This is a genomic window from Streptomyces fodineus (genome assembly GCF_001735805.1).
GTDB classification, from domain to species: Bacteria; Actinomycetota; Actinomycetes; order Streptomycetales; family Streptomycetaceae; genus Streptomyces; species Streptomyces fodineus.
In genome coordinates, this window is record NZ_CP017248.1 from 9,586,406 (window position 1) to 9,611,537 (window position 25,132).

The following is a 25,132-nucleotide window of genomic DNA, read 5'->3' on the forward strand; positions in this document are numbered from 1 at the left end:
GCACAGATCGACCAAGCAACCGTGCACAGGCGTGGGCGTTCCTGACCGAGAAGACAACAGGGCCCCGGCGGCTCCCTCAACCCGACAGCGCCTCCCCGGGCCGCTTGATCGACATTGCCCGCAACTACGACCGCGTCTGCCGGCGGGACGAGGGCCTCTTGCACCCCGACGCCACGGAAGCCGAAGTCCTGGCCGCCCTGCTCGGCATCCGCATTCTCCGGGAAAGGCTTGAGCGCGACGAGTTGAAACTCACCATGCTGGCCGCTGGAGCGCACCAAGCGGATCACCCGGGCACGCATCGCGCGGTGACAGGAACTCGGCGACCGCCAGGCCGCCGAGCGGCGACATCTGCAGCCCCAGCGTTCCTGCGCCCGTCCCGACGGCAGTGCGCCTTCCACGCAGCGTGAACGAGCCGAGTACACCCGGGGGCTTCGCCGCCGGCGCGCCGAACGCCAGTGGGCCCCTGGACCATGCTGTGCGGATCAGACGGGTGGCTGCGCAGTGACTGACCTTAAGAAGCCATCTCATTTGGTGTGTTCGGTAGGGTCTCGGTGTGGGGATCGTTGAGCGGCTGGTGCTTCCCAATGCTGAAGTCAAGCCGTCGCAGCGACAGGTAGTGCGACTTGATAGCACCGTCGGTCACGGATCAAGGCCCACAGAACGTTGACGCGCCGGCGGGCGAGGGCGAGCACGGCCTGGGTGTGCCGTTTGCCTTCGGCGCGCTTGCGGTCGTAGAACTGGCGCGAGTTGGGGTCGAACTGGACGCTCACCAACGCCGACGTGTAGAAGACCCGTTGGAGGCGTCGGTGGTAGCGCTGAGGACGGTGGAGATTCCCGCTGATCTTGCCCGAGTCGCGCGGTGCAGGGGTCACTCCCGCGAAGGCAGCGAGGCGATCAGGACTGGCGAACGCATCCAGGCTGCCGCCGACGGCGACGAGGAACTCGGCGCCGAGCACCGTGCCGATGCCGGGCAGGGACTGGATCACCTCGGCGAGTTCGTGCTCGCGAAACCGGCCCTCAATGAGCTTGTCCGTCTCAGAGATCTTCTCGCTGAGGGCCATCACCTCCTTCGTGAAGGTGAGCACCATCTTCGCAATGGCCGTTTCACCCGCGACGGCGGTGTGCTGCCGCTCGGCGGCCTCCACAGCCTTCGTCGCAAGTGCTTCGGATCCGCGGACCTTGCGGTTGCGCAGCCAGGTGGTCATCCGGCGCTGGCCGGTGCGCCGGATCGCGGCCGGGGTCTGGTAGCCCGTCAGGAGCATCAGCGCTCCGCTGGTCCCCAGGTCGAGAGCCCGTTCCAGGGCTGGGAACATGCTGGTAAGCAGTGACCTGAGCCTGTTAATGGTGCGGGTGCGTTCGGCGACCAGGTCGACGCGGCGATCGGTCAGCAGCCGCAGTTCCACGGTGGCGTCATCGTCAGGGCGGATCGGCAGGAGGTCACGCCGCATCCGGGCCTGATCGGCGATGACGCGGGCGTCCCGGGCGTCGGTCTTGCCCTGGCCTCGATAGCTGTCCGAGGCCCGGTTGACCGCGATGCCGGGGATATAAACCAGCTCCTGGCCGTGGTTGACCAGTAGCGCGATCAGTAGCGCTGGCTCGCCGCCGGTCATGTCCAGGGCCCAGGTGACGGCACGGCCGTCGGCAAGGTCCAGGACGTCACCGAGGAGCTTCAGCAGCTCCGGCTCGTCGTTGGCCACCCGTCGCGACAGCAGCGTGTCGCCTTCACTGTCCAGGACCAGGCAGTGGTGGTGGGTCTTGCCGCAGTCGGTCCCGGCCCATATCCGGCTCATCGTGCTCCAGCTCGTCGTGCGTGCAGTGCGTACCACGGACGACCTCGCCGGCATTGCTCTACACAGCGACCTGTTCGCATTTCCCAATCGGCGGCCGAGTCGTCGTGGGGAGTCGGGCGGCCAAGCACCAAAAGCCATGCGCGGCAGCCGGATGAGAGCCACACCCGGCTCCCCTGGGCGCCACAACCCTACGAGTGGCTGGGGCAGACCCAGGAAGAAGGTAGAGCCGGATGAGTTGTGGGAGTTGTTCCAGCGGGTGGTGCCGGAGGCGCCGACTCGTCCGCAGGGTGGCGGCCGGCGCCGTCACGGCGACCGGGAAGTGCTGGCCGCGATCGTGTTCGTGGCCACGTCGGGCTGCACGTGGCAGCAGTTGCCGTCTGCGTCGTTCGGGCCCTCGGGAGCGACGGCCCACCGGCGATTCGCCGAGTGGTCGAAGGCCCGGGTATGGGCGAAGCTGCACCGCCTGGTACTCGACGAGCTCGGCTCTCGCGGAGAGCTGGACTGGTCGCGCTGCGCGATCGACTCCGTGAACATGCGGGCCCTGAAAAGGGGGAACCGACGGGTCCGAATCCTGTCGACCGCGGCAAGTACGGCTCGAAGATCCACTTGATCACCGAGCGCACCGGACTGCCCCTTTCTGTAGGGATCTCCGGCGCGAATCTGCACGACAGCCAGGCACTCGAACCGCTCGTGCGGGGAATCCCGCCCATCCGCTCCCGTCGCGGACCGCGCCGGCGACGTCCGGCCAAGCTGCACGCCGACAAGGGCTACGACTACAACCACCTGCGCCGATGGTTACGCACACGCGGCATCCGGCACCGCATCGCCCGTAAAGGCATCGAGTCTTCCGAGCGGCTCGGCCGTCACCGCTGGACGATCGAACGGACCAGGGCCTGGCTCGCCGGATACCGCCGACTGCACCGCCGCTACGAACGCAAAGCCAGCCACTTCCTGGCCTTCACCAGCATCGCCTGCACCCTCATCTGCTACCGCCGACTCACCAAATGAGATGACGTCTAAATGCGTGGCGCTTCGGGAGCGGCCGCGCTGGGAAGCAGTCGACCGGTTCGCGCACGGGGAGGGGAGCGCGGTCATCGCAGTGACCTGCGGGTCGGTATGCGCTCGGTGCAGCGGTGGCGGAAGGCCTGGTCGACTGGTGTGCCGGGGGCCCTGGCCTCGAAGCCGCTGTTGGGCGTTGAGCTCCAGCCATCCCCCTGCTTTCCGGGCGGCCCGGATCCGCCCGTCGGCGCACGCGCCGTCAGCCGTTGGAATGCCTCGCCTGATCGTCCATCCGTTCCCGGCTCTGGGCGATGGACTGCCGCACCTGCTGCTCGACTTCCTCGGGGTCGAGCCCGAGGGCGCGCCCGATGTGGACGGACCACATCTCGGAGCGCACGGTGGTCTCGAAAGCGAGGTCTGCACGGATGTTGTCCCGAGCGGCCTGCCGGTTCTGACTGATCATGACGAACGTCGAAAGGAAAATCGCCTCCAGGCTGACGATCATGGTGAGCAGTCCGAAAGGAAAGGGGTCGAACACCGCGGACTGCCCGAACAGGCCCTCGTTGATCAGGACCCAGCCGGCGAACCAGGCGATGTGCACATAGACGAACATCATCGAGCCGGCGAACGCGGTGATCCGGTCCGCGATGTGGTCTTGCAGACCCCGCTGGCGGGCGAAGATTTCCCGTTCGTGCGGCAACCGGATCACCGGGCGCCGTGATGGGCCGGCTGGACCGTCATGGTGCGTGCTCATGGGTACATACTGCTCGCCGGGACGGCCGACGCGAACGAACGCCTTGGATATGTTGACGCGAACGCATCAAAAGTACCCCGAAAGGAAGCCTGGCCGCTCGTCCGAAGGTGTGATCCGCAGGATCGACCAGATGCCTTCGACCGTATTGAGGTCGGGCGCGTAGGACGTCAGCTGGTAGACGGTGAGCCAGTCGCGAGCGGCGATGTAGCGGCCCATGCCTGCGGCCAGGTGAGTGTTGGGGTTGCCGGCCCATCCGCAAGCGGGGGAGACCTGCACCCCGGCCGGCCCGGCATGCCCGGTGCCGCTGCCGTTCGGGGTGTGGCTGTGGCTAGCGTTCCCCGAGCCGTACCTGCCGGTCCCCGCCTCGGGCGGCATGACCTACGGCGCCCTCCGCGACGACCCGCCCCCGTACGGTGCCCGAGGGCGACGCGGCGGTGCGGTGATAGACCGTCTCCCCCCAGGCGGTGAACAGCCCGTTCAGTTCGCCCAGATGCAATCGGCACGGGGTACGACCTGACCCGTGACCGCGGCATCCTGATCACGGACGAGGAGCTGAGCAACCTGCCGCGGACGGCGAAGGCGATCGAGATCGATGTCTTCGTGCCGCTGGAGGACGTCGACCCGATCCGCATGGACGCCGCGTACTACCTCGCCGCCGACGGGCAGGTCGCCGCTACTGGCAGGGGCGGATATCAGACGTTGTGCAATGGGGGCGGCTCGTTCACGAGTTTTGACAGCACCTGGGTGCATGACCCGCCAGCATCAAGATGGTCTCGGGAAAAAGTGCTGGTCATGCCGCTGAAAGGTTTTGCGCGTGCTGGCGTCCGGATGATGAGGTGGCACGGTGATCAACCACGATGAGGCGGGGTCCGTCCGACCGTTGGCACTGGCTTGGGTGAGCCGGCATCTGGAGGGCGGCGAACGGGTCGTCAGGACCGAGGCGCTGCATGGCGGTATCACTGCGGAAATGTGGAGGCTGACGATCGGCACGCGGGACGGAGGGGCCCGTGACCTGGTGCTGCGGAGCTTCGTCGACCCGTTCTACGTGGAGCGCGCCGAGGACTGGCTGAAAAGGGAGGCTGGCGCCCTGACACTGCTGGCGGGGACCGACGTGCCGGCTCCTGCACTCGTCGCGGTTGATCCGACCGCCGCGCAGTGCGAGTATCCGTCGCTCCTGATGACACATCTGGCGGGGCGGACGGTCCTCGACGATGAGGGATTGGAGACGCGCGTCCCTCTGCTGGCCCGTCAACTTGTGGCGATCCACGCGTTGCGACCCGCCGAGCGGCCCCGGGAGTATGTGGCGTGGACAACCGCCGACACCGTCGTGGTTCCGAAGGGTGCCGACGCGTCGGCATGGGCCGGGGCGATCGACGTGATCCGCGAGCCCGCACCGCCTTATGAAGGGCGGTTCCTGCACCGGGATTTCCAACCCGGCAATGTGCTGTTCGACGTGCTGCCTTCAAGGTCAGCGGGTGCGCGGATCACCGGCGTCGTCGACTGGGCGGCTACTTCCTGGGGCCCGGCGGATCTCGATGTGGCGCACTGCTCCACGAATCTCGCGCTGCTGCACGGCCCGGCGTGGGGTCAGCGGTTCGCCGGGGCGTATGAGGAGGCCGGCGGGGTGCTGGCCGCGGCCGCGAGCGAGCGGCTGTACTGGCGGGTGCGGGACGGACTGGCGTGCTCAGAAGAAGTGCGGTTGGTGGCGCAGGCATGGCGGGAGGCAGGAAGGACAGAGCTGACGACGCGAGCCGTGGAGGAGCGGCTGGAGGCCTATGTCACCGCCCTGATGGACGCGCTGGGCTGAGCCGAGGCCGTGCGGGGCGCGGGCCTGGCGTCCGAGTGGGGGCCCGGCCTTCCACTCACAAACGCCATCATCCAGGCCAGCTGGCTTCGACGCCTTGCTACCAACGCATCCCACTGTGCCCGCCGGCGCCGGGTCCGGCATCACGTAAAGTGCCGAAGACCGAATCTGACGTCTCCGCCGACAGCCCACTGCCGTCGTTTCTCGTGAACATCCGCAGCGGAGAGGATCACCAACTGCTGCTGAAACTCATCAACAAACGCTGTCCCTGAACGCGAACGAAGCCGGCCTCTCCCCGCCGACGACGGAACTGGCGTGCCGGCCGGTGAGGATCCGGACAGAACCACTTCTTCGGGCGGCATGAACCCCCGCTGGCCGCACGCTGATGTGCCAAGGTGAGCTGCGGCCGTCGCGGCTGCAGCGCCGGCTCGGCCTGGAAACCGGTGGCGTGGCCCTTTCGTTCGGCATAGCTTGCCTGCCCGTGACTGACAATCCGAAGACGCTGGTCGAGGCTGGATACGACGCGATGGCCCAGCGGTATCTCGCCGAGTTCGGCGAGGGGAGCCAAGATGATCCGCGGGCCCGCTTCATCGCGGAGCTGTCGAAACGGCTTACTCCCGGAGCCAATGTGCTTGAACTTGGCTGCGGCGCTGGCGTTCCGGCCACGGTCCTGCAGGCAGCGTTGGGCCACCGTGGCCGCGTAGCTCCTGCGGGCGGTTCCTGGTCGTCGCGGCGCTGAGGTGCTGCTCAGGGTGCCGGCCGGGGAACAGCCAGGGGCTGGAGCCGCTGTCCCCTACGCTGCCGCGCGGACGACGGGATGTCGCGAGCTGCTCGACCAGCTCGCCGAGCCCTCCGGGAAGGTGGAGCGGCTCGCGCCCCAGGAGCGGATGAAGCCCTGTTTCGTTGCAGGTGACTTGATCGATTCAGATCTTCGTGAGGGCGGCCACCGGCTCCCCGGCACAGCCGCGGCCTCACACGGGCGGTGACCACGACCAGTTCGGCCGGACACCTCTGTCCCGGCCCATGCCACTACCGTACGACCGGGCCGAACGCTCACCCCGTACCAGCCCGGACCGCCTGAAGTCTCCGACCAGTTGGATCGGTCTACCGGTAGCGGCCAGTGGCCTGGCATGCTGAAGTGGTGCAGAAGCCCGCCCCTGAGGCTCCCCGTTACCTTGACAGGGCCATGTCGCTGGACGCTCCTGCCGGCATACGCTTCCCGCTGCTCACTCAGCAGTGGCTGGATTTGACGTTCATCCACTGGGCCGTCGAACCGGCCGCGGTGGCAGAGCTGTTGCCGACCGGGACCGTACCCGACGTCCACGATGGAAGCACTTACGTCGGTCTGGTCGCCTTTCGCATGCACAAGGTCGGCTGGTTCCGGCTGCCCGGTGTGCCCTATCTGGGTTCGTTCCCGGAGACCAACGTCCGTCTGTACTCGGTGGACGCGCACGGCCGCCGTGGTGTCGTCTTCCGCTCGATGGACGCCTCGCGCCTGATCCCCGTGGTGATGGGGCGGATGGGCTTCCGCCTTCCCTACCTTTGGTCCCGAATGGCGGTGCGTGCCGCCGGTGACACCATTTCCTATACCAGCTCGCGCCGCTGGTCGAGCGGGCGCGGCGCGTACAGCCGCATCACGGTACGCGCAGGTGAACGCATCGACGAACCCACCGAGTTGGAGCAATTCCTCACCGCCCGCTGGGGCATGCACAACTCCTTCGCCGGCGGGGTGGCGTACCTGCCCAACCACCACCCGCGCTGGCCCCTGCACCGCGCCGAGCTGATCACATGCGAGGAGAACCTGCTCACCGAGGCCGGCCTGCCCGCGCCGAGCACCGCCCCGGTCAGCGTCCTGTACTCACCGGGTGTCCCGGTGCGCCTTGGCCGCCCCGTCCGCCGGCCGGATCCCCTCCCAGCTGCGTCCTGAGCTCGTCCTGCCTTCCAAGCGTCGGTCTGAGCTGGTCCTTCGTAAGGTCGGCGGACCCCGGGGTTCTGGGTATGGCTGTGAGCTTGTCGCCGCTTGATGGCTCGAAGAACTTGGCCGCCCGGAGCTCCGCGACGGCTCGACCGATAATTGGGATACGCGACTCGATCGCTGTGTACGACAACGTCGGCAAGGTCGTCTGTGGCACCCGTGTGTGACGGCGAACTGGCCGAGGTGACCCCCGCCCCAGATCTGGGCCGGAGTGGACATCGGCAAGGAACATCACCACTGTGGCGCCCTCACCCGTCCACGGACAACGGCCGCAAGGACGCGCTCCGACCACGCCCACATCGCCCGTAGCGCGAAAGCGCGCTCATAGACTCTCAACCGGTGTGGGTGGTGGCCGCCGCGATAGTGTTCACCGTCGACGTCATGGCTGGTCAGCGGTCTGCCACGCCAGTTCATCGAGATGTGTCTCGGGTATGGCAGCCGCCGCCCCGGTGCCGGTGATCAGCATGCGGGCGGCGCACGGGCAGTCGTGCCGACCCACCGCCCGCCACCGGCAGCGGACCGGATTTCCACGGCGAAGGGTGCCGTGTCGTGACCACCCATGACACTTACCAGCCAGTATCTGCGGCGAAGCCGCCGAATACGAGGGTGCTGCCCCGAGAGAGCCCGGATGTGCCACCACGGTCGGCCTGGCTCCCGTCTGGCAACAGCGGAGACATGTGTCAGAGTGGATGCATCGGGACGACGCGGTCAGCGCGCGGACGAGGCAGGAGAGGGCAGCCTGTCATGTCCACATATTTCCGTCCCCGCAGTGCGGTGACGGCCCACTCGATCTCCGTCGACCGGCGGATCGAGGAGTACGCGGACCTGTTCGGGCAGGCTCCGGTGATCTTTGCTGCGCTCTGCGGCCCGAGACACCTGCTGGAAGCGGCGAACTCGGCATTCTTCGAAACCCTCGGGTGCGATCGCGAGCGCCTCGGCCAGCCGGTCGGAGAGGTGATTCCGGAACTGGCTCCGCAGGGCGTCCTCGACCGGCTCGATGCGGTCTACCGCACCGGCGTGGCGTACAGGGCCCGGGACGGGCGACTTCTGCTCGGCAGCCCGGGCAGGCAGCGGGAAGGGTTCTTCGACTTCACCTACGAGCCCCGCCGGGACGCCGCGGGCCGGATCGACGGGGTCGTGGTGATCGCGGTCGAGACCACCGCGTACCACCACGCGCACCTCCTGGCCGCCGAGCAGCGCGCGCTGCTGGAGCAGATCGCGCGTGACGCCCCGCTGGACAAGATCCTCCGTGGCATGGCCACCGCGATCGAGGAGCTCTCCCCGGACATGCTCGTCTCGGTGCTGCTCGTCGATCCCGACGGACAGCGCCTGCGGCACGGCACCGGCCCACGCCTGCCCGACTTCTACAACGAGGCGGTCGACGGGGCACCCATCGCGGAGGGCATCGGCTCTTGCGGCACGACCGCCTTTCGACGCGAACCGGTGATCGTCACGGACATCGCCACCGATCCCCTGTGGAAGGACTACCGCGACCTGGCGCTCAGGGCCGGGGTCGCGGCGTGCTGGTCCACACCCATCCAGGACGCGGACGGCCGGCTGCTGGGCACCTTCGCGATGTACCACCGCACGCCCAAGGCTCCGACGGACAAGGACGTGGCTCTCAGTGCCTCCTTCGCCCGCATAGCCGCGCTGGCCATCGAACGCCACGCCGCGGTGGAGGCAAGCCGCGCCGCCCAGGAACGCGAGAAGGCCGCCCGGGAGGATCTGGCCTTCCTGTTGGAGGCCAGCACCGCCGTCACCGGCGAGACACACTATGCGGACAGCCTCCAGAGCATGGCCCGGCTGACCGTTCCGTCCCTGGCGCCGCTGTGCGCTGTCCACGTGTCCGAGCGGGGCCAGACCCAGCGCGTCGCCATCGCAGCGTCGACCCGGGAGGGGGAGGAACTCCTCTCTTCCCCCGCCCTGTGCGACGAGGTGGACGCCGCTGTCGCCCGCGTGCTTGCCTCCGGCACCACCGAGTCCGCCCACGCGAGCGGCCCGCGCACGCAGCTCGGCGTCAGGGATTACGTGTGCGTGCCGCTGGCCACCAGGGGCCGCACCTTCGGAGCGCTGACCCTCCTGGCCACCGACCTGCCCCTGGACGAACGCAAGGTCGCCCTGGCCCAGGAACTCGCCCGCCGGGCCGCTTCGAGTGCCGACAACGCCCATCAGTTCACTGACCGCGTCCGGCTTTCCCACGATCTTCAGGCAGGCCTGTTGCCTCCCGAGTTGCCCAGGATTTCCGGCGCCACCCTGGCGGCCTCGTACCATCCGGCGGGTGAGGGCCTTGAGGCCGGCGGCGACTTCTACGACGTCTTCCCGCTGTCCGCCGACCGCTGGGCACTCATGATCGGCGACGTTTCCGGACGCGGCGCGCTGGCAGCCACCACCACCGGAATGGTCCGCCACACCGCACGCGCCGCCGCCCGCCTCCTCAACGAACCGGCGGCCGTGGTCACCGCCATCAACGACGCGTTGACGGAGAACACCACAGATGACGACCAGTTCGTTTCGCTCGTCTACGGCGAGCTGCGGCACACCGCGTCCCACCTCACGCTCAACCTGATCCGGGCAGGGCACGTACCGCCGCTCGTGCGCCGCGCCGACGGCACGGTCGTAGAACTCACGCAACCGGGCCTGCTGTTGGGCATCGGTCCGGATCCCGGCTTCTGCCCGTGCCGCATCGACCTGCACCCCGGTGACAGCCTCGTCCTGGTCACCGACGGCATCACCGAGGCCCGTTCCGCCGGCGGCGAGCTTTTTGGCGAGGAGCGCTTGTCCGACGCGCTCGTCGCCGTCCGGACCACGACGCCCACAGCCGCTGCCGTCGTCGAGTCCATCACCGCCGCAGTCACCGCGTTCGCAGGCAATGCCACCCTCGACGACCAGGCCGCACTGGTGATCACCGCCAGCTGATGGTCACGACAGGCGCATAGGTGAGCGTCGCATCGAGACGCACCCGGTGGCCTGTGGTTTCTGCGCCGTGGCTGGGGGTGGGCAGTTCGAAGTGTCGCCGCGGAAGCGGCCGGTACCCGGTCTAGTGTGATGCGCCTGAAATCGCAGGCTTAAGTCTGTAGCCTGTTTTCATGTCTCGGGGTCCTCGTGCCGTCGAAGTTGTGCTGTCCGATGAGGAGCGCGCCGAGTTGTTGCGCTGGGCGGGCGGGGCAGTGGCGCCCCGTCTCGCCGAGCGGGCACGCATCGTCTTGGCGTGTGCGGATGGGAAGCCGAATACGCGTGTGGCGGCGGAGTTCAAGGTAACCGCGGACACGGTGAGGAAGTGGCGCTCGCGGTTTGCTGCCCGGCGGATGGCCGGGCTTGCGGATGAGCCGCGGCCGGGCCGACGCAAGTCGGAGCTGGTGCTCAGTGATGACGAACGGGCTCAGCTGACGCGTTGGGCGAGGCGCGCGAAGACCGCGCAGTTTTTGGCTCTGCGCGCGAGGATCGTGCTGCGGTGCGCGGAGGGCGGGACGAACAAGCAGGTGGCGGCCGAGCTCGGGGTGAGCGAGCAGTCGGTGAACCGCTGGCGGGCCCGGTTCGTCAAGCGGCGGCTGGACGGTCTGGTCGACGAGCCGCGGCCCGGCCGGCCGCCGTCCATCCTGCTCGACCAGGTCGAGGACGTGGTCGTCGCGACGCTGGAATCCGCCCCGGGCCAGGACACCCACTGGTCGCGGGCCTCCATGGCCGCCCGCACCGGGCTGTCGAAGTCCACCATCGGGCGGATCTGGAAGAAGTTCGACCTCAAGCCGCACCTGCAGGACGCCTTCAAGCTCTCCACCGACCCGCAGTTCGTCGCGAAGGTCGTCGACGTCGTCGGCCTGTACCACAACCCGCCGGAGAAAGCCGTGGTGTTGTGCGTGGACGAGAAGAGCCAGATTCAGGCGCTGGACCGCTCGCAGCCGGTGCTGCCGATGATGCCGGGCATGCCCGAACGGCGCACCCACGACTACCTGCGACACGGCATCACCAGCCTGTTCGCCGCCTTCAACATCGCCGACGGCACTGTCATCGGTGAACTGCACCGCCGCCACCGGGCCGTCGAGTTCAAGAAGTTTCTGGTCACGATAGACAAGGCGGTTCCTGCCGGGCTCGATGTGCACCTGGTGTGTGACAACTACGCCACCCACAACACCCCCGAGATCAAGACCTGGCTCGGCAAGCACCCCCGCTTCCATGTCCACTTCACTCCGACCGGCTCTTCCTGGATCAACCAGGTCGAGCGGTGGTTCGGCCTGCTCACCGACAAGCTCATCCGCCGAGGCGTCCACACCTCGGTGAAGGCGCTGGAGGAGGACATCAGGGCCTGGATCGACTCATGGAACGAGAACCCCCGGCCCTTCACCTGGACCAAGACCGCCGACGAGATCCTCAAATCCCTCGCCGACTACCTCACCAAGCTCACTCCGCCAGCCACCGAAAATCAGCGAGAGACTTAAGCCTGCGATTTCAGGCGCATCACACTAGGGCCTGTCCGGCGGATCAGGGTCGGAAGGCCCTAGGCGACCTTGGGGCCGCAGCGCATACCGACGTAGACGCAGGCTGTGCCGTCCTCCAGGGTGGAGAAGACCACGGGCATGTAGTCCTCGCTGAACGCCGCGCCCACCCCGGTACCCGCGAAGACCGTCTCCGTCACCGGTATCAGGTCTATGTCCAGGGGCTCGGAGAAGTCCTTCATGCCGTCGACGAACTCGTACACCGCGTGGCCCGCCCCGTCCCGCTCGGTCACGGTGATGACCACGCCCTCGCGCCGGTACGTGCCGACGAGCGGCGCCCAGTCGACCACGGGCGGTGTGGCCGGCGGGACGAAGGGCGCCGGCATCGTCACTCCGGCCAGCTCGGCGAGGAGTTCACGGTAGAGCGCCGCGTACAGTTCGCGCGCGCCGCCACCGTTGGTGAGCAGCGCGACTGCGACGCCCGCCGTCGGCACCACGCGCAGATAGCCGTACTGCCCGATGGAGGCGCCGTCGTGCCCGTATCCCTGGACGCCGTTCCAGTCGTACAGGGTCCAGCCCAGGCCCCAACCGTCGGCGCTGACGGTCCACTTGTCGGGGCAGTCGACCACGCGGCGCTGCATCAGCGCGACACTCTCCTCGGACAGCACGCGCGTGCCGTCCTCCGCCACCCCGCCCGCGAGGTGCATCCGCGCGAGGCGCGCGAGGTCCCCGGCCGTGGCGATGACCCTGCCGTAGGGGCCGGCCGAGCGTGGCATCAGGTCCCAGGACGGCGCCGGGTCCGGGTCCTGGCCCGGCTCGCCGAGGTGTCCCATCGCTGCACGGAACCGCAGCGCCTCCTCGGGCAGTGTCATCGTGTGCGTGAGGCCGAGCGGGGTGAGGAGCAGGTCCTTGAGGGCCTCGTCCCAGACCTGGCCCGTGACCACCTCGATGATCCGGCCGAGCACGTTGTATCCGATGCTGCTGTAGGAGATCGCGGTGCCGGGCGGGCAGTCGAGCGCCACGTCCTTGGCGGCCTCGACGTACTTGGCGAGGCAGTCGTCGCCGCGCCCGCTGTCGTAGGTGAAGTCACAGGTGAGACCGCTTGTGTGGCTGAGCAACTGGCGTGTGGTGATCGTCCTGGTCGCCTGGGGGTCGGCGACCGAGAACTCCGGCAGCACGTCCACGACCGGTGCGTCCAGGTCCAGTCGGCCCGATTCGACGAGCCGCATGATCAGGGTGGCGGTGTAGATCTTGGCGATCGAGCCCATCTGGTAGACCGAGTCGGTCGTCGCCGTCACGCCCGTGCCGCGGTGGAGCATGCCGCTGGCCAGCTCGTGGACGGTCCCGTCCACGAGGACCGCGAGGGACGCGGCCGGGACGTGGTGCTTGGCGCGCAGTGCGTCGAGGCGGTTCTGCCAGTGGACGAGGTCCAGCTTCTTGCCCGCCGAGTCCCTGGTCCCCCAGTCGCCCTTGGCCTCCCAGTTGCCCTGCGCGTCCCAGCTCACGTTCTTCGACATGCCAGCTCCCACCCGTTGCGTACGGCGTTCTCGATGCGTACACTGTACGCATCACGTAACGCTGTACGCAAGATGCGTACAGTGTGCGCTACTGTGTGGGGCGATGGACGTGGGACGAGCAGAGACGAGGGGCTGCATGCCAGCCGACGAGAAACCGACCGCCTCGGTGTGGACCCGGCCGCGCCCCCGGCAGCGGGAACACCTGACCCGCGAGCAGATCGTCGCCGAAGCGATCCGCCTGCTGGACGCGGAGGGCGTCGAGGAACTCAGCATGCGCAAGCTCGGCACCCGCCTGGGCACGGCGGCCACCTCCCTGTACCGGCACGTGGCCAACAAGGACGAGCTGATCGAGCTGGTCGTGGACGACGTCTACGGCGAACCGGATGTACCAACAGCCGCCGACGGCGCCCGGTGGCGCGCGGCCGTCACGCACACCGCCACCGAACTGCGGGCGATGACCCTGCGCCACCCGTGGATCGCCCCCGAACTGAGCCAGGTCGGCCTCGTCCACATCGGCCCGAACGCTATGCGGATGTCGTCGGCGCTGCTCGCGCAGTTCGAGGCGGCGGGCTTCCCCGCGGACGAGAGGGACCAGGCCATGAGCACACTCATGGCGTACGTCATCGGGATCGCGACCGCCGAGGCCGCGTACCTCTCGCTGATCGCCCGCAGCGGCAAGACCGAGCAAGAATGGGTGGCGGGCCTGCGACCGGCCTTCGACGAGGCCACACAGGAGTACCCGCGGCTGCGCGCGGGAAGCTCCGCACAGCGGGACGTACACCCGCAGCGGATCCGCGATGACAACTTCACCTACGGGCTCGAGCGCGTCCTCGACGGCCTGACGGCCCGACTCACGCCCTAAGGACTGTCCGACGGGTCACGAGCGAAGCCAGAGCCGGACCGCGGCTACAGCCACGGTGCCGTGAAAGACGTAGGCCCGCTTGTCGTAACGGGTCGCGACTGCGCGGGAGTTCTTGAGTCGGTTGATCGTCCGCTCGACCTCGTTGCGGCGCCGGTAGCGGTCGCGGTCGAAGCCGGCGGGCCTGCCGCCCTCCCGGCCTCTGCGCCGCCGGTTGGCCCGCTGGTCCTTCGGCTCCGGGATCGTGTGCCGGATGTGGCGTCTTCGCAGGTAGCGGCGGTTCCGGCGGGAGCTGTATGCCTTGTCACCGCTGACGTGATCCGGCCGGGTTCGGGGTCGCCCGCCCAGCGGCCGGGGGACCCGGATCCGGTCTAGGACCTCGACCATCTGCGGGGCGTCGCCCCACTGGCCCGGCGTTATCAGGAGAGCCAGGGGGCGGCAGCCGCCTTCGCTGGCGAGGTGAATTTTGCAGGTCAGGCCGCCCCGGGACCGTCCAAGTCCCTCGTCGGGGCGGTGGTGCCGGGGCGTCGACCTTTTTTCGGGACCCGCGGCCTGGCCTTGCGCGTGCCAGCCGCGTGCTGATGGGCCCGGCAGGACGTCGAGTCGACGCCGACCATCGACCAGTCGATCCGCCCCACCAGGTCGGCGTCGGCCTGGACCGACTGCAGGATCCGTTCCCAACTGCCGTCCGCCGACCAGCGCCGATGCCGTTCGTAGACGGTTTTCCACGAGCCGTAGCGTTCCGGCAGGTCACGCCACGGGACACCGGTGCGGATCCGGAACAGGATTCCGTTGATCACGGTGCGGTGATCGTTCCACTGGCCGCCCCGGCCACCCAGAGGAGGCAGATGCGGCTCCAGTAACGCCCACTCGCGATTCGTCAGATCCCCCCGACCCACGATCGAACCAACAAGCGACTAGGCAAAAGGTCACATGATTCGCCGGACAGAACCTAGTTGCGGTACGTCGCCGTGGACATCAGCGACGTGTAGGCGATGGCGGCGGACACCGTCACTGACCCCACGGGAGGCGGCGCCCGTTCATAGCAGGGCGATAGATAGTGCGCAGGTCGCCTTCTCCGGGTGCGGAGGAGGCGACCTGCGGCGTGTGGCGGGCTACTTGAACCAGTAGCGGACGCCGTGGTGGTGAGAACAGGTGCCCTGCGAGTGCCGCGAGTACGACACGGAGGCGTCCACGCACTTCGCCGTCTCGTACTTGTCCCTGGGCTTTTGGTGGTGCGTCCAACCGCAGACGCCGGTGGTGTGCTGTATGCAGTGGTGAGCGGTGTTGGTCGACGGCAGTGTCGCCGCGGAAGCGGCCGGTGCACTGAAGAAGACGCCGGCCACGGCGACAGCCACCGCTGAGACAGTAAGACGAGCGCGCAAAGGAACCCCCCTTTGAGATCGAGCGAATGCAGGGAGACTCTATACGGGTTTCAACCGTCTACGTGACGTTTTGGCTTGACTGACGCGGCGGCGGCCGCGGAGCCCGTGCGGCGCCGACCGGAGCGGTCGCGAATCGTCTCCTCGCAGAGCAGAGCAGAGCAGAGCAGAGCAGAGCAGTGCAGAGCAGGGCGGATCGCGCCGTACGGATCGTGAGCTTTCTCAGGCCCCGGGCAGCCGGGCGCGATCAGCGCAGTCCGGCGAAGAGATCGTTCTCGGGCACGGCCGCGCCAGTGGTGTCCTGGACACGTACGAAGGTCTCCACGCCCATCAACTCGGTGAACCTCTTCTGGCCCATTTTGAGGAAGAAGATGTTCTCGCCCTGGCTGGCATGCGCGGCCAGCGCATCGAACTTCTGACCGCCGAACGCGGTGGTGTCCACCCAGGTGGTGATCTCCTCGTCGGGGAGTCCGATCTCGGCGATCGCGGCGGCCTCAGCGGGATCCGGCTCCTGCCAGTCCCCACCGAACTCGCGCATGATCTCCCCGAATCGCTGCATCATCGAGCGGGGCGCCGTCGTCCAGTACACCTTCGGTGTCAGCGCGGTCATCGCCAGCGCCGCCATCGTGATGCGGTTTGCCTGGATGTGGTCGGGGTGGCCGTAGAAGCCGTTCTCGTCGTAGGTGACGACTACATCGGGTTGGTAGCGGCGCAAGAGTTCCGCGAGTCGGGCAGCGCCCTCCTCCACGGGGGTCTGCCAGAAGGATCCGGGGGCGTCGTTGGTCGGCCAGCCCATCATCCCGGAGTCGGCGTAGTCCAGCATCTCCAGGTGACTGACCTTCAGGACATCACAGCTTGCCTCGAGTTCTTGACGCCGCATCAGGGCGACGGCCGCTGGATCGTGCCCGGGGTCGCCCGGTTTGGCACCCTCGGGTCCGTCGCCGCAACTGCCGTCGGTGCATGTCACGAGGACCGTGCGGATACCCTCCGCCGCGTACCGTGCGAGGACACCTCCCGTTCCAGTGGCCTCATCGTCGGGGTGGGCGTGCACCGCCATGAGCGTCAAGGGCCAGTCATTCATGAAACAGTCCTCCTGTGTGAAAAGGTCTCGCTCCGGGCCCGCGGCGGGCGTGCCACGGGACGGGGGACCCGGATCCGGTCGGGGCGGACGACCTTTTGGTCTCCTGTTCCCCGCCCCTCAGGCGCCGGTCCCTCGGCTAATGCAACAGTGCCAGCCCGACCGGCTGTTCCCGCCGTGCACGGGAACACGCCTGGGCCTTGGTTCTCGATCCGGCGCACTTCGCTTTTGGACTTGCGCGTGAGCCTTCACGAGATCGGTGCGCACGTGCCCAAGAGGGCAGAGGGCCCGGCTGCGTCACCCGGCGACTGCGTGGAACCCATGCGCCGATGTTCAGCGGTGACCGTAAGAATGCACGCATGACCGACACCACACAGGTCCCCGCAGAGGGGGAGGACGACCTGGCCCGTCTCCTGGCGGCCGTGCCAGGGCTGGCCACGTTCGCCCGCACCGTTGTCCGGCTCCGCCCGCGTCGCGGCGAACCCGGCGTCCGAGACAGCCATGTCGGCGGACCGATGCTCTGGCCAGCGGACGAACCCTGGCCGCACTGCGCGGACGCGGATCACGGGAGCGCGGACGATCCGGTGCCGATGGTGTCCGTGGCACAGCTGTATGCCGCCGACGTGCCGGAGATCGCCTTCCCCGAGGGCACTGACCTGGTGCAGGTCGTGTGGTGCCCCGAGCCGCACGACTTGCCGAAGCCGTCGTTCCAGGGCAAGGACTGCCGGGTGTTCTGGCGACGAGCCGGTGAGATCCGGTACGGGCCAGACGTGCAGCCCGACCCTTGGAAGCACTGGGATGGCGACTGGGACGAAGTCCCTCAGCCGTGCACAGTGCACCCCGAACGGGTCGTCGAGTACCCCTGGTGGCAGGAACTGCCGGCCGGGCTCCGCAAGCAGCTGAAGAGCTCGGACGAGCTGTTCGACCTCTACTGGCAGGAGAGCCTCACGGACGGCTGGAAAATTGGCGGCAGCAAGTCCTGGGCCTCCAGCGACATGCCCGAGAGCCTGGACTGCCCCGAGTGCACGGCACCCCTCGTCCTGCTACTACAAGTGGACTCCTACGACGGCCTGCCACTCATATCGGAGAACCCCCACACGTACCTGTGCACCGTGACTGGCCGCCATCTCGTAGAAGGGACGAAGGAGTTCACGCTTACCCGGGAGGCGACCGGTTTCCTCGTGGACGACGCGGCGGATGCCGGGATCTACATCTGCTCCGCCGACCAGCGGCACCAGGCCTTGTACTTCACGCAGTGACGGTGAGGGTGCTCCTCGTACCCTGGGTCGACCACGAAACGGCTCGCAGGGCCCTTGATGAGAATTCTCGGAGAACCTCACCGACCGGCACACGGCGGACACGGCCGCTGCCGTTTGGACTGGAAGTGCGAGGAACTCGCCCTGCGCAGTGAGCGGTGGCTGGCAGCTGTCGTCGCTGAGGACTGGGCAGGCCGTTACGCAGGCCCGTTCGCTATGACAGGCTTCCCCGTGGCCCGTGGCGGGGACGCATTGATCACCCGGGTGCTGCGGGTGGGTGAAGCCGGGCTCCGCAGCCTGCGCGCCCGGCTATCACGACGATGCCCCGCCTGTGCTGCGGGAGTTGGAGTCCGCGCAGGTCCTGCGGCAGGTCTGGGTCCAGCAGTACTCGTACGACGCCTGGGGCAAACTGCGGTGGCGACGAGCGAAATCGCCCCGCGACCGGGCGAGCCGGAGGGCGACGGGGCAGAGGAACACCGGCACCTCCTCAGCGGACGGCCGGCCGGATCCTGATTCGGCACGGGTGCAGTGGTCAACGATGGAGACAGTCACCCCGCACGATCCCGAAGCCCGTTACAGCAAGAAGGTCACCGCGGCCGGGTAGCGCGGCTGGATCGGCTATCGCGATCACCAGACCGGGACCTGTGACCAGATCAGCCCCGACGTCGTCGTCCAGGTAGTCACCCGACCGGCACCGCAGCAGGTCATCGATGTCCTCGATGACATCCACGAACGGCTGACCCGCCAGGGCTTTCAGCCCCTCGGGCACGTCGTCGACAGCGGCTACGTCACTCCGGACGGCATCCACCGAGCGGCCGCAAAGTGGGACATCCCCTTGCTCGGCCCGGCCCGCGACGACCCGCAGGCCGCCCAGCGACCGGGCTTCACCACAGAGGACTTCCGCAGGGACTGAAAGAACCGCATCCTCACCTGCCCGGACGGCATCACCAGCCCTCCATGGGACACCTTGGGCGACGGACATCCCCGGCTGTCCCTCCTCTTCCCTCACACGGCATGCCGGGAGTGCGACGACCGTCTGAAGTGCACCGGCAATGTCGATGGAAGAGGACGCCACATCCTCCTGCTGCCCGAGCGGGCCGGCGCCGGGGCGCGACGACGGGCAGCGCTTCCCCGGAGTGTGGCGTGGCGGAGCGGGCGGCCGGAGCAGCACAAGATGCCGGCAAGACGGCGATGATACCCGCCGCTGCCACAGTGGACCGGACAACCGATGACGTCCCAACTTCTTCTACGGCAACGCTGAGTAATGGCAGGTCAGCTACGACCTCTGCCGGGACCTCATCAGCGAGTCCTATGCCCGCACGGCGAACTCCCATGCTCTGAGCTGCGTTCTCACCCGCTCAGAGAACCTCTACGCAGGACCACATGAACAGGGGAACCCGATGTCCAACACCACCGGCGCCGCGCCGGATGCGAGAGGCCATCAAAGGCGACGGCACGTCATAACGATCCAGACGCCGGTAGCTGCGCTGCTGGTCATCGCTGCCGCGGTCGTGTATTCGCGGGGTGCATCGGCCGAGCCGACCTCGGCGTCGACAACGGATCAGCCGCTCTCCACGGCCCAGAAGCAGGCCGGCATGACCTCTGGTCAGCCCTTCGCCGACCCGCCGGTCCTCGACACCGTCACCAGCCCCAATATGACCATCACCCTGAACGCGCACGACACGCGCTTCGAGGTGGCCGGTAAACAGGTGTGGGGCCAGTCCTACAACGGCTCGTTCATCGCCCCCACCCTGCACCTCGTGCCGGGTGAACACGCCACCATCACCCTGGTCAACAACCTCTCGGTCGCGACCGACCTGCACTTCCACGGCCTGCACGTCTCGCCGTCGAACGACTCGGACGACTCGTTCCTGTGCATCGCCCCGGGCAGCACGTTCCAGTACCACCTGAACCTACCCGCCGACCACCCGGTCGGCACGTATTGGTACCACAGCCACGCCATGGGCACGACCTGCCCTTCGAACGACTCCAGCATGGCGGGCATGGACATGCCGCCATCGCCCAGCGCCAGCTTCTCTCCCGGCGACGTGGAGAACCAAATCTTCGCCGGCCTCTCTGGTGCCCTGGTCGTGGGGGACGATCGAGCCCTGCTGCCGTCCGCCCTGCACGACATCACCACCCACGCCGTGAACCTGAAGGACGTTCAGCTCGACAAGACGGGGCACATCGTCCAGAACTCCGACACCACGTCGATCGACTCCAACGCCTCGACGGTACGACTTGTCAACGGGCAACTCCTCCCAGCCCTCACCATCAAGCCCGGTGAGACCCAGCTGTGGCGCCTGGCCAACGTCGGCGCCGACATCTGGTACCACCTCCAGCTCGACGGCTACCGGTTCACCGTGATCGGCCAGGACGGCGTTCCGGTCTCCAAGGTGACCACGACCGACACCCTGCTGCTGCCCCCGGCAAACGCTACGACGTACTGATCACCGCCGGCAGCCGGCCTGGCACGACCACCCTGCGCGCGCTCGCATTCGGCAACGGCCCGGACGGTGACAACTACCCTGACACCCCGCTGTTCAAGGTCAACGTCGCCGGCCCCACACAGACTCAGCTGCCCACCGTCTCCGGGGCGCTGCCCTCCTCGCTTCCCGACCTGTCCGACGCCACCGTCGCGCAGAGCCGCAACGTGACACTCAGCGGGGACGACTCGGAAGGCTTCTTCATCAACGGCCGGCAGTTCCGTATGGACTCCTCGGTGTTCAGCACCCCCGCGAAGGTGAACACCATCGAGGAGTGGACCATCACCAACGAGGCCGGTGAGGACCACCCCTTCCACATCCACACCAACTCCTTCCAGGTCATGTCGATCAACGGAGTACCCCAGCCATTCGTCGGCCGCCAGGACACCATCCCGGTGCCCCACGCGGTCAACGGCGTGCCCGGCAAGGTGGTCATCCGGATCCCGTTCTCCGACTTCACCGGCAAGGTCATGTTCCACTGCCACATCGCGGCCCACGAAGACAACGGCATGATGAGCTACATCAACGTCGTCGACTAGCCCGCCGCGGCTGACCTGCATCGCAACACCGCCAGGTTGATCAACCGACGGAAAGGAGAAGAGGCGGCGACCACACCGCCTCTTCTCTCTCCACTTTCCCAGGCGGGGGACGCTGGTCCGGTCAGGGCGCGTCGTCGACCCCGAGCCGGAAAGCCGACCACAACTCAGACGCGCCGGGTTCGCCATCCATCCGGCCTGGGTCACCTGGATCGCTTCGGCCGGCCCTTCCGAAGAAGCCTCAGCACCATGGGCCACGGTGTGCCCTTCGCACGCTACGACCGCGATGACGTCCTTGCGCACACCGACGAGTATTTCGGCGTACAGGCCCTCGCGAACGACACGCTCATTGGCGGCTGTGTATGCCGCGTTCGCGAAGACGTGTCCACAGCGGTGATCCGATTCGTCGCCACCAGTCCTGACAGCCGGCAGCACCGCGTTGTACGAGCCGTGTACATGCAGGCCTTCCAGGTTGCCCGCGAACTGGGCTGCCGAGCCATCTCACTGGGCACCGACCCGGCGCTGTACGGCCACATTGCCAAGCCGGGCCTGTTCAGCTTCAAAACGGCCCTGCGCTTCACACCCATACCGGCACGGTTCTTCGGGACGATGGACGACCCTGACCAGGCACCCGAGTGCTCCGCCTGGACGCGCTGAGTAAGCCATCCCTGCTGCTGCGCTACCACCTGCCTGAGGACAAGGGCTCCGGGCCAATCCTCGAAGGGTCTCCCCTCGGACTCGATGTGCTGACCACCGAGCCGGCCCACGACCTCGCGCCATGCCAGGCACCCTTCGTCCAGGACGTCGGTGTCCGACTGGTCCGGCCGGCTTGAACGCTGTCCGACTGATCCAGTGGACATCGCTCGTGCCCCGCTGGGTTGGCTGTCGGGCGGGTGGTCAGGGGTGTCCGGTGGTAGGTGTCCTCGACTGCAGCCGCCGAGCGCAGGCACAGGCGAGCAGCGCGTCCGCAGTGAGGGCAAGGACGTGGCTGCGCTGCGCCTGATCGAAGGCAGGCTCGTTCGCTTGCTCGACGAGGACGCCTTCCCGGGCTTCCACGGCGTCGGCTGATCGCGGTAACGGCGCTGGCCGTGCGAGCAGTTACCGGGGGAAGCGGTTGCGGACGGTCTGTGCGACGTCGGTGCCTTCGAGCAGGGTGTGCAGCAGGCCGGTGAGGGTCGCGATGTCCGCTGCCGAGAGCGGTTCGGCCATCGCGGCGGTGAGTCGGCCGGTTGCCTCGCCGAGCTGGGCGGCCAGGGCTTGGCCGGCGGGGGTGAGTTCGACGAGGACGGCACGTTTGTCCTGCTCGTGCGGGACGCGGCTGACCAAGTCCCGCTGGACCAGGGAGTCGACCAGCCGACTCGGGCTGCCCTGCTCGCAGACCAGCAGGCGCCCCAGGGCGGCCAGGGTGACCGGCTGATGGTCCGCCAGCACGTCGAGCACCTCGGCCTGGGCGGGCGTCAGGCCCAGGGGGCGCAGGGCTTCGCCGAGCCGGCGGCTGCCCTCGCGCTGGGCGGCCAGCAGCAGGTAGCGCAGTTCGTCGTGGGCGGCCCGGGGGAAGTGGCTGCGGTCGGCGGTCACGTGCGCTCCTTCGCTTCGATGGACCCGGGGTTCGGCCTGTCCGCCCCGAGTGGGGGAACCAGCATATCAATGACACGACATTGATGACGTATCATCGATGTCGTGTCATGATGTCCCCCCCTGGCGGGAGCGCCCCGCCAGGGGGGAAGGAGCATGGTCATGCGCAGTGACTTCGTAGTCCTCGGTGCGTCGGGCACCACCGGCGGCCTGATCGCCGAGGAACTCGTCCGGCAGGGCGGGCGGGTCGTGCTGGCCGGCCGGGACGCCGGGCGGCTGGCGCGGACCGCGGCCCGGTTCGAAGGCGGGACGGTGTCGGTCCTGGCGGTGGACCTCGCGGACCCCGCTTCGCTGGCCGCGGCGGCCGGTGCGGGCAAGGTGCTGGTCAACACGGTCGGTCCGTTCGCCCGCCTCTCCCCGCCGGTGGTGGCGGCCTGCCTGGATGCCGGCACCGCCTACCTGGACCTCGCCAACGAGCGGGCCGCCGTACGCGCCCTGCTCGACCGGGACGCCGAGGCACGCGAACGCGGCGCCGGCCTGGTGACCGGAGCCGGGTTCGGCCCGGCCGCCACCGAGGCACTGGTGCTGACCCTGCTCAAGACCGGTGCCCGCGCGGCCGCGGTGAAGGTCGCCGCTGCCCCCCCACAGCGCCTACGACACCGACGGCGTGCGCGGCACCGTCACCGAGGCCATGGCCGAGGGGGGCACCAGCTACCGGGCCGGTGAGCTGGTGCGCGCCGCTCGGCGAGGGCGCCACCACCCTCACCTTCGGCGGCGCGACCCGCACCGTGATCCCGGTGCCGACCGGCGACCTGGAGGCGGCGCGGGAGGCGGGCGGTGCACCGGAGGTCACCGCCTACGCGGTGCCGCGCGGCAGTGGGGCGAGCGACGGCCGTTCCCACGCCTACGCGGAGCTCACCGACGCGGACGGGCGGGTGCACACCGCGGAGCTGAGCACCGGCGAGGGGTTCGCGTTCACCGCGGCGGTGGCAGCCGCGACCGCTGCCCGGCTGCTCGAGAGCCCCCCGCCCGGCGCCTGGACGGCACCACGGCTGCTCGGCGCCGAACTGGTCGCGTCCCTGCCCGACACCAAGATCCAGCTGGGCCGGTGAGCGCGATGACCACCGTGCACCGTCTGGGCGACCACCTGGTCAACTTCTACCTGGTCGACACCGGGTCGGCCCTGCTGCTGGTCGACGCCGGACTGCCCGCGCACTGGGACGTCCTGCAGACCGCGCTGCGCGACCTCGGCCGCCCGGTCACCGACGTCGCGGCAGTGCTGGTCACCCACGGCCACCCCGACCACGTCGGCGTCGCCGAGCGGGTCCGCGCGGCCTCCGGCGCCGAGGTCTGGGTGCACGAATCCGACGCGCCGATCCTGACCGAGCCCCGGCGACTGAACAAGGTCTGGACCCCGGAGCGTTCGCTGCTCGGCTACGCGGTCCGCCGCCCGAGCGGCCTGCGCGCGCCGCTGCACCTGGCCCGCGGCGGCGCCCTGCGCATCCCGGCCGTCCGAACCGTCCGCACCTTCACAGAGGACCAGCAACTCGACCTGCCCGGCGCGCCGTTGGCCATCCACACACCTGGCCACACGCACGGCAGCACCAGCTACCTTTTCCCGGACGCCTCGATCGCCTTCACCGGCGACGCCCTGGTCACCCACGACTCGGTGACCGGCCGGGTCGGACCGTGCGTCATCTGCCAGGCCTTCACTCAGGACAGCCGGGCCGCGCTGGCCTCGCTGGAGAAGATCGCCGAACACGAGCTCGCCACCGTGCTGCCGGGCCACGGCGAACCGTGGACGGACGGCTTGGCACGGGCTGCGCGGCAGGCGGTGGCGAGCGGGATCCGATAGGAAGCCGGTTGCGCGGCTTCGGGGCGCCACTGCGAGGGGGAGCACGCCGCCAAGCCCGTCCCTGGACGCAGAAGAAGTCATGTCATCCCAACCGCAACCGAGCGACGGCCGACGGGAATTGCCCCTACCCCCGTGCTGTGGGCGGTGCCTGAGCTGCTGCCTCCCTGACGAACTGGAGGCTGGAGGAAAGCAATGGGTGCGCGAGGCGCAGGCCGCGGCCGGGATCCAGCACCCGGGCATCGTCGTGGTGCACGATTTCGGCGAGCACGACGGGCAGCCCTACCTGGTCATGGAACTGCCGGCCGGCCACTCGCTCCAGGACGGACTGCTGGACGGGCCTTATCCGGTGTCCTGGGTGATCGAGGCCGGCGTGCAGGTGACCGAGGCGCTGGCGGTCGCGCACCGGGCCGGCCTGGTGCCCCGGGACATCAAGCCCGCGAACCTGTTCCTCACCGACGACGGCACCGTGAAAATCCTCGACTTCGGCCTGGTGGGCCGCCCACCCGCGGCCACCCCGGAGCCGGCCGGTCGGCCGAGCTGACCGGCGCGCTGGGCACGCCGGGCTTCTCCGCGCCGGAGCAGTTCAACGGTTCGCGGGTGGACGCACGGGCCGACCTGTATGCGCTCGGCACGACGCTGTACGCCCTACTGACCGGCCCCCGGGCGGTCCTGCGCGGGCAGCGGCCCGCGGTGCGAGAGCTCCGGCCCGACGTGCCGCCGGGGTTCGAGCAGCTGCTGCGCGACCTGTTGGCGCCCCGGCCCGCCGACCGCCCGGTCGCCAAACGGTTCAATGTCCCCGCGACGAGGCGCGCTTCGCGCGGGCGCCCGTGGAGCGT

26 protein-coding genes and 3 pseudogenes are annotated in these 25,132 nt (G+C 68.6%); 18 read left to right on the plus strand and 11 right to left on the minus strand.

What is annotated here, in order from left to right; genetic code table 11:
* Nucleotides 1-593: 593 nt before the first annotated feature.
* A complete protein-coding gene (locus BFF78_RS41625; protein ID WP_069783202.1) occupies nt 594-1,790 on the minus strand; it encodes an IS110 family RNA-guided transposase in 1,197 nt (398 codons plus the stop codon).
* 151 nt (nt 1,791-1,941) lie between these two features.
* On the opposite strand from BFF78_RS41625, the gene BFF78_RS41630 reads away from it, so the two are divergent.
* Together BFF78_RS41630 and BFF78_RS50545 are read left to right on the plus strand one after the other, a co-directional pair.
* Nucleotides 1,942-2,798 (plus strand): IS5 family transposase gene (locus BFF78_RS41630; RefSeq protein WP_418346781.1). Its coding sequence is split into 2 segments (ribosomal slippage): nt 1,942-2,338 and nt 2,338-2,798, totalling 858 coding nucleotides; the frame shifts between segments, so codons are not numbered across the junction.
* Nucleotides 2,799-2,844: 46 nt separating this feature from the next.
* A pseudogene (locus BFF78_RS50545) lies at nt 2,845-2,972 on the plus strand (helix-turn-helix domain-containing protein); the annotation flags it as partial.
* Between the two features lie 76 nt (nt 2,973-3,048).
* Here BFF78_RS50545 and BFF78_RS41635 read toward each other — a convergent pair.
* The 3 genes and pseudogenes from BFF78_RS41635 to BFF78_RS47125 form a co-directional block, all read right to left on the minus strand.
* Nucleotides 3,049-3,543 carry a DUF1003 domain-containing protein gene (locus tag BFF78_RS41635; protein WP_069783203.1) on the minus strand — a complete coding sequence of 165 codons (495 nt, stop codon included), beginning with the start codon at nt 3,541-3,543 and terminating at the stop codon, nt 3,049-3,051.
* A 114-nt stretch (nt 3,544-3,657) separates the two neighbouring features.
* Nucleotides 3,658-3,786, minus strand: a pseudogene (locus BFF78_RS47120) (IS630 family transposase); the annotation flags it as partial.
* A gap of 85 nt (nt 3,787-3,871) precedes the next feature.
* A complete protein-coding gene (locus BFF78_RS47125) occupies nt 3,872-4,039 on the minus strand; it encodes a hypothetical protein (RefSeq protein WP_165289346.1) in 168 nt (55 codons plus the stop codon).
* 38 nt (nt 4,040-4,077) lie between these two features.
* Between BFF78_RS47125 and BFF78_RS49865 the strand changes: the two genes are divergently transcribed.
* From BFF78_RS49865 to BFF78_RS41650, 4 genes are all read left to right on the plus strand, one after another.
* On the plus strand, nt 4,078-4,404 hold the full coding sequence (locus tag BFF78_RS49865) for a Ku protein (protein ID WP_335755393.1): 327 nt from the start codon (nt 4,078-4,080) through the stop codon (nt 4,402-4,404).
* A complete protein-coding gene (locus BFF78_RS41645; protein ID WP_069783205.1) occupies nt 4,388-5,350 on the plus strand; it encodes a phosphotransferase family protein in 963 nt (320 codons plus the stop codon). Before BFF78_RS49865 ends, BFF78_RS41645 begins: the two co-directional genes overlap by 17 nt.
* Nucleotides 5,351-5,732: 382 nt before the next feature.
* On the plus strand, nt 5,733-6,086 hold the full coding sequence (locus BFF78_RS45825; protein ID WP_159033159.1) for a class I SAM-dependent methyltransferase: 354 nt from the start codon (nt 5,733-5,735) through the stop codon (nt 6,084-6,086).
* A 447-nt stretch (nt 6,087-6,533) separates the two neighbouring features.
* Complete coding sequence (locus BFF78_RS41650; RefSeq protein ID WP_069783206.1) at nt 6,534-7,274, plus strand: YqjF family protein; 741 nt, start codon at nt 6,534-6,536, stop codon at nt 7,272-7,274.
* 383 nt (nt 7,275-7,657) lie between these two features.
* Here BFF78_RS41650 and BFF78_RS50550 read toward each other — a convergent pair.
* Nucleotides 7,658-7,745, minus strand: a pseudogene (locus BFF78_RS50550) (ISAzo13-like element transposase-related protein); the annotation flags it as partial.
* 321 nt (nt 7,746-8,066) lie between these two features.
* On the opposite strand from BFF78_RS50550, the gene BFF78_RS41655 reads away from it, so the two are divergent.
* Nucleotides 8,067-10,238, plus strand: a complete 2,172-nt coding sequence (locus BFF78_RS41655) for a SpoIIE family protein phosphatase (RefSeq protein ID WP_069783207.1) — start codon at nt 8,067-8,069, stop codon at nt 10,236-10,238.
* Between the two features lie 170 nt (nt 10,239-10,408).
* Complete coding sequence (locus BFF78_RS41660) at nt 10,409-11,755, plus strand: IS630 family transposase (RefSeq protein WP_079161050.1); 1,347 nt, start codon at nt 10,409-10,411, stop codon at nt 11,753-11,755.
* 59 nt (nt 11,756-11,814) lie between these two features.
* On the opposite strand, the gene BFF78_RS41665 is transcribed toward BFF78_RS41660, so the two are convergent.
* On the minus strand, nt 11,815-13,269 hold the full coding sequence (locus BFF78_RS41665) for a serine hydrolase domain-containing protein (protein WP_069783208.1): 1,455 nt from the start codon (nt 13,267-13,269) through the stop codon (nt 11,815-11,817).
* Between the two features lie 136 nt (nt 13,270-13,405).
* Between BFF78_RS41665 and BFF78_RS41670 the strand changes: the two genes are divergently transcribed.
* The gene (locus BFF78_RS41670; protein WP_069783209.1) at nt 13,406-14,131 is read left to right on the plus strand and encodes a TetR/AcrR family transcriptional regulator; all 726 of its coding nucleotides are present in this window, start codon (nt 13,406-13,408) and stop codon (nt 14,129-14,131) included.
* A 15-nt stretch (nt 14,132-14,146) separates the two neighbouring features.
* Here the strand turns inward: BFF78_RS41670 and BFF78_RS44330 are convergent.
* The 3 genes from BFF78_RS44330 to BFF78_RS41690 all read right to left on the minus strand — a co-directional run bounded on the left by BFF78_RS44330 (nt 14,147) and on the right by BFF78_RS41690 (nt 16,591).
* Nucleotides 14,147-15,027 (minus strand): IS5 family transposase gene (locus BFF78_RS44330; RefSeq protein ID WP_107440901.1). Its coding sequence is split into 2 segments (ribosomal slippage): nt 14,147-14,667 and nt 14,667-15,027, totalling 882 coding nucleotides; the frame shifts between segments, so codons are not numbered across the junction.
* A 216-nt stretch (nt 15,028-15,243) separates the two neighbouring features.
* Nucleotides 15,244-15,486 (minus strand): DUF3761 domain-containing protein, encoded by a 243-nt coding sequence (locus tag BFF78_RS41685; protein ID WP_107440902.1) that lies wholly within the window; start codon nt 15,484-15,486, stop codon nt 15,244-15,246.
* A gap of 271 nt (nt 15,487-15,757) precedes the next feature.
* Nucleotides 15,758-16,591, minus strand: a complete 834-nt coding sequence (locus tag BFF78_RS41690; protein WP_069783211.1) for a PIG-L family deacetylase — start codon at nt 16,589-16,591, stop codon at nt 15,758-15,760.
* Between the two features lie 356 nt (nt 16,592-16,947).
* On the opposite strand from BFF78_RS41690, the gene BFF78_RS41695 reads away from it, so the two are divergent.
* The gene (locus BFF78_RS41695; RefSeq protein ID WP_159033160.1) at nt 16,948-17,847 is read left to right on the plus strand and encodes a YwqG family protein; all 900 of its coding nucleotides are present in this window, start codon (nt 16,948-16,950) and stop codon (nt 17,845-17,847) included.
* A gap of 529 nt (nt 17,848-18,376) precedes the next feature.
* Here the strand turns inward: BFF78_RS41695 and BFF78_RS46615 are convergent.
* Nucleotides 18,377-18,919 (minus strand): hypothetical protein, encoded by a 543-nt coding sequence (locus BFF78_RS46615; protein WP_165289347.1) that lies wholly within the window; start codon nt 18,917-18,919, stop codon nt 18,377-18,379.
* Between BFF78_RS46615 and BFF78_RS50555 the strand changes: the two genes are divergently transcribed.
* The 4 genes from BFF78_RS50555 to BFF78_RS41715 all read left to right on the plus strand — a co-directional run bounded on the left by BFF78_RS50555 (nt 18,812) and on the right by BFF78_RS41715 (nt 21,523).
* Nucleotides 18,812-19,039: a hypothetical protein gene (locus BFF78_RS50555; RefSeq protein ID WP_159033162.1), complete on the plus strand. Its 228-nt coding sequence runs from the start codon at nt 18,812-18,814 to the stop codon at nt 19,037-19,039. The two genes, BFF78_RS46615 and BFF78_RS50555, sit on opposite strands and share 108 nt — an antisense overlap.
* Nucleotides 19,040-19,439: 400 nt before the next feature.
* Nucleotides 19,440-20,294, plus strand: a complete 855-nt coding sequence (locus tag BFF78_RS48880) for a multicopper oxidase family protein (protein WP_069783214.1) — start codon at nt 19,440-19,442, stop codon at nt 20,292-20,294.
* Between the two features lie 203 nt (nt 20,295-20,497).
* Complete coding sequence (locus BFF78_RS48885; protein WP_069783215.1) at nt 20,498-20,869, plus strand: multicopper oxidase domain-containing protein; 372 nt, start codon at nt 20,498-20,500, stop codon at nt 20,867-20,869.
* Between the two features lie 246 nt (nt 20,870-21,115).
* Nucleotides 21,116-21,523, plus strand: coding sequence for a GNAT family N-acetyltransferase (locus BFF78_RS41715; protein WP_069783216.1), 408 nt, complete (start codon nt 21,116-21,118; stop codon nt 21,521-21,523).
* A 441-nt stretch (nt 21,524-21,964) separates the two neighbouring features.
* Here the strand turns inward: BFF78_RS41715 and BFF78_RS41725 are convergent, their stop codons facing one another.
* A complete protein-coding gene (locus BFF78_RS41725) occupies nt 21,965-22,444 on the minus strand; it encodes a MarR family winged helix-turn-helix transcriptional regulator (protein WP_069783218.1) in 480 nt (159 codons plus the stop codon).
* 159 nt (nt 22,445-22,603) lie between these two features.
* Here BFF78_RS41725 and BFF78_RS41730 point away from each other — a divergent pair, with 159 nt between their 5' ends.
* The 4 genes from BFF78_RS41730 (at nt 22,604) to BFF78_RS41745 (ending at nt 24,837) form a co-directional block, all read left to right on the plus strand.
* Entirely contained in the window at nt 22,604-23,167 is a 564-nt protein-coding gene (locus tag BFF78_RS41730) for a saccharopine dehydrogenase NADP-binding domain-containing protein (protein ID WP_069783219.1), read from the plus strand.
* Nucleotides 23,164-23,553, plus strand: a complete 390-nt coding sequence (locus tag BFF78_RS41735) for a hypothetical protein (RefSeq protein ID WP_069783220.1) — start codon at nt 23,164-23,166, stop codon at nt 23,551-23,553. Before BFF78_RS41730 ends, BFF78_RS41735 begins: the two co-directional genes overlap by 4 nt.
* A gap of 5 nt (nt 23,554-23,558) precedes the next feature.
* Entirely contained in the window at nt 23,559-24,296 is a 738-nt protein-coding gene (locus tag BFF78_RS41740; RefSeq protein ID WP_069783221.1) for an MBL fold metallo-hydrolase, read from the plus strand.
* Between the two features lie 196 nt (nt 24,297-24,492).
* A complete protein-coding gene (locus tag BFF78_RS41745) occupies nt 24,493-24,837 on the plus strand; it encodes a protein kinase domain-containing protein (protein ID WP_069783222.1) in 345 nt (114 codons plus the stop codon).
* Nucleotides 24,838-25,132 lie beyond the last annotated feature (295 nt).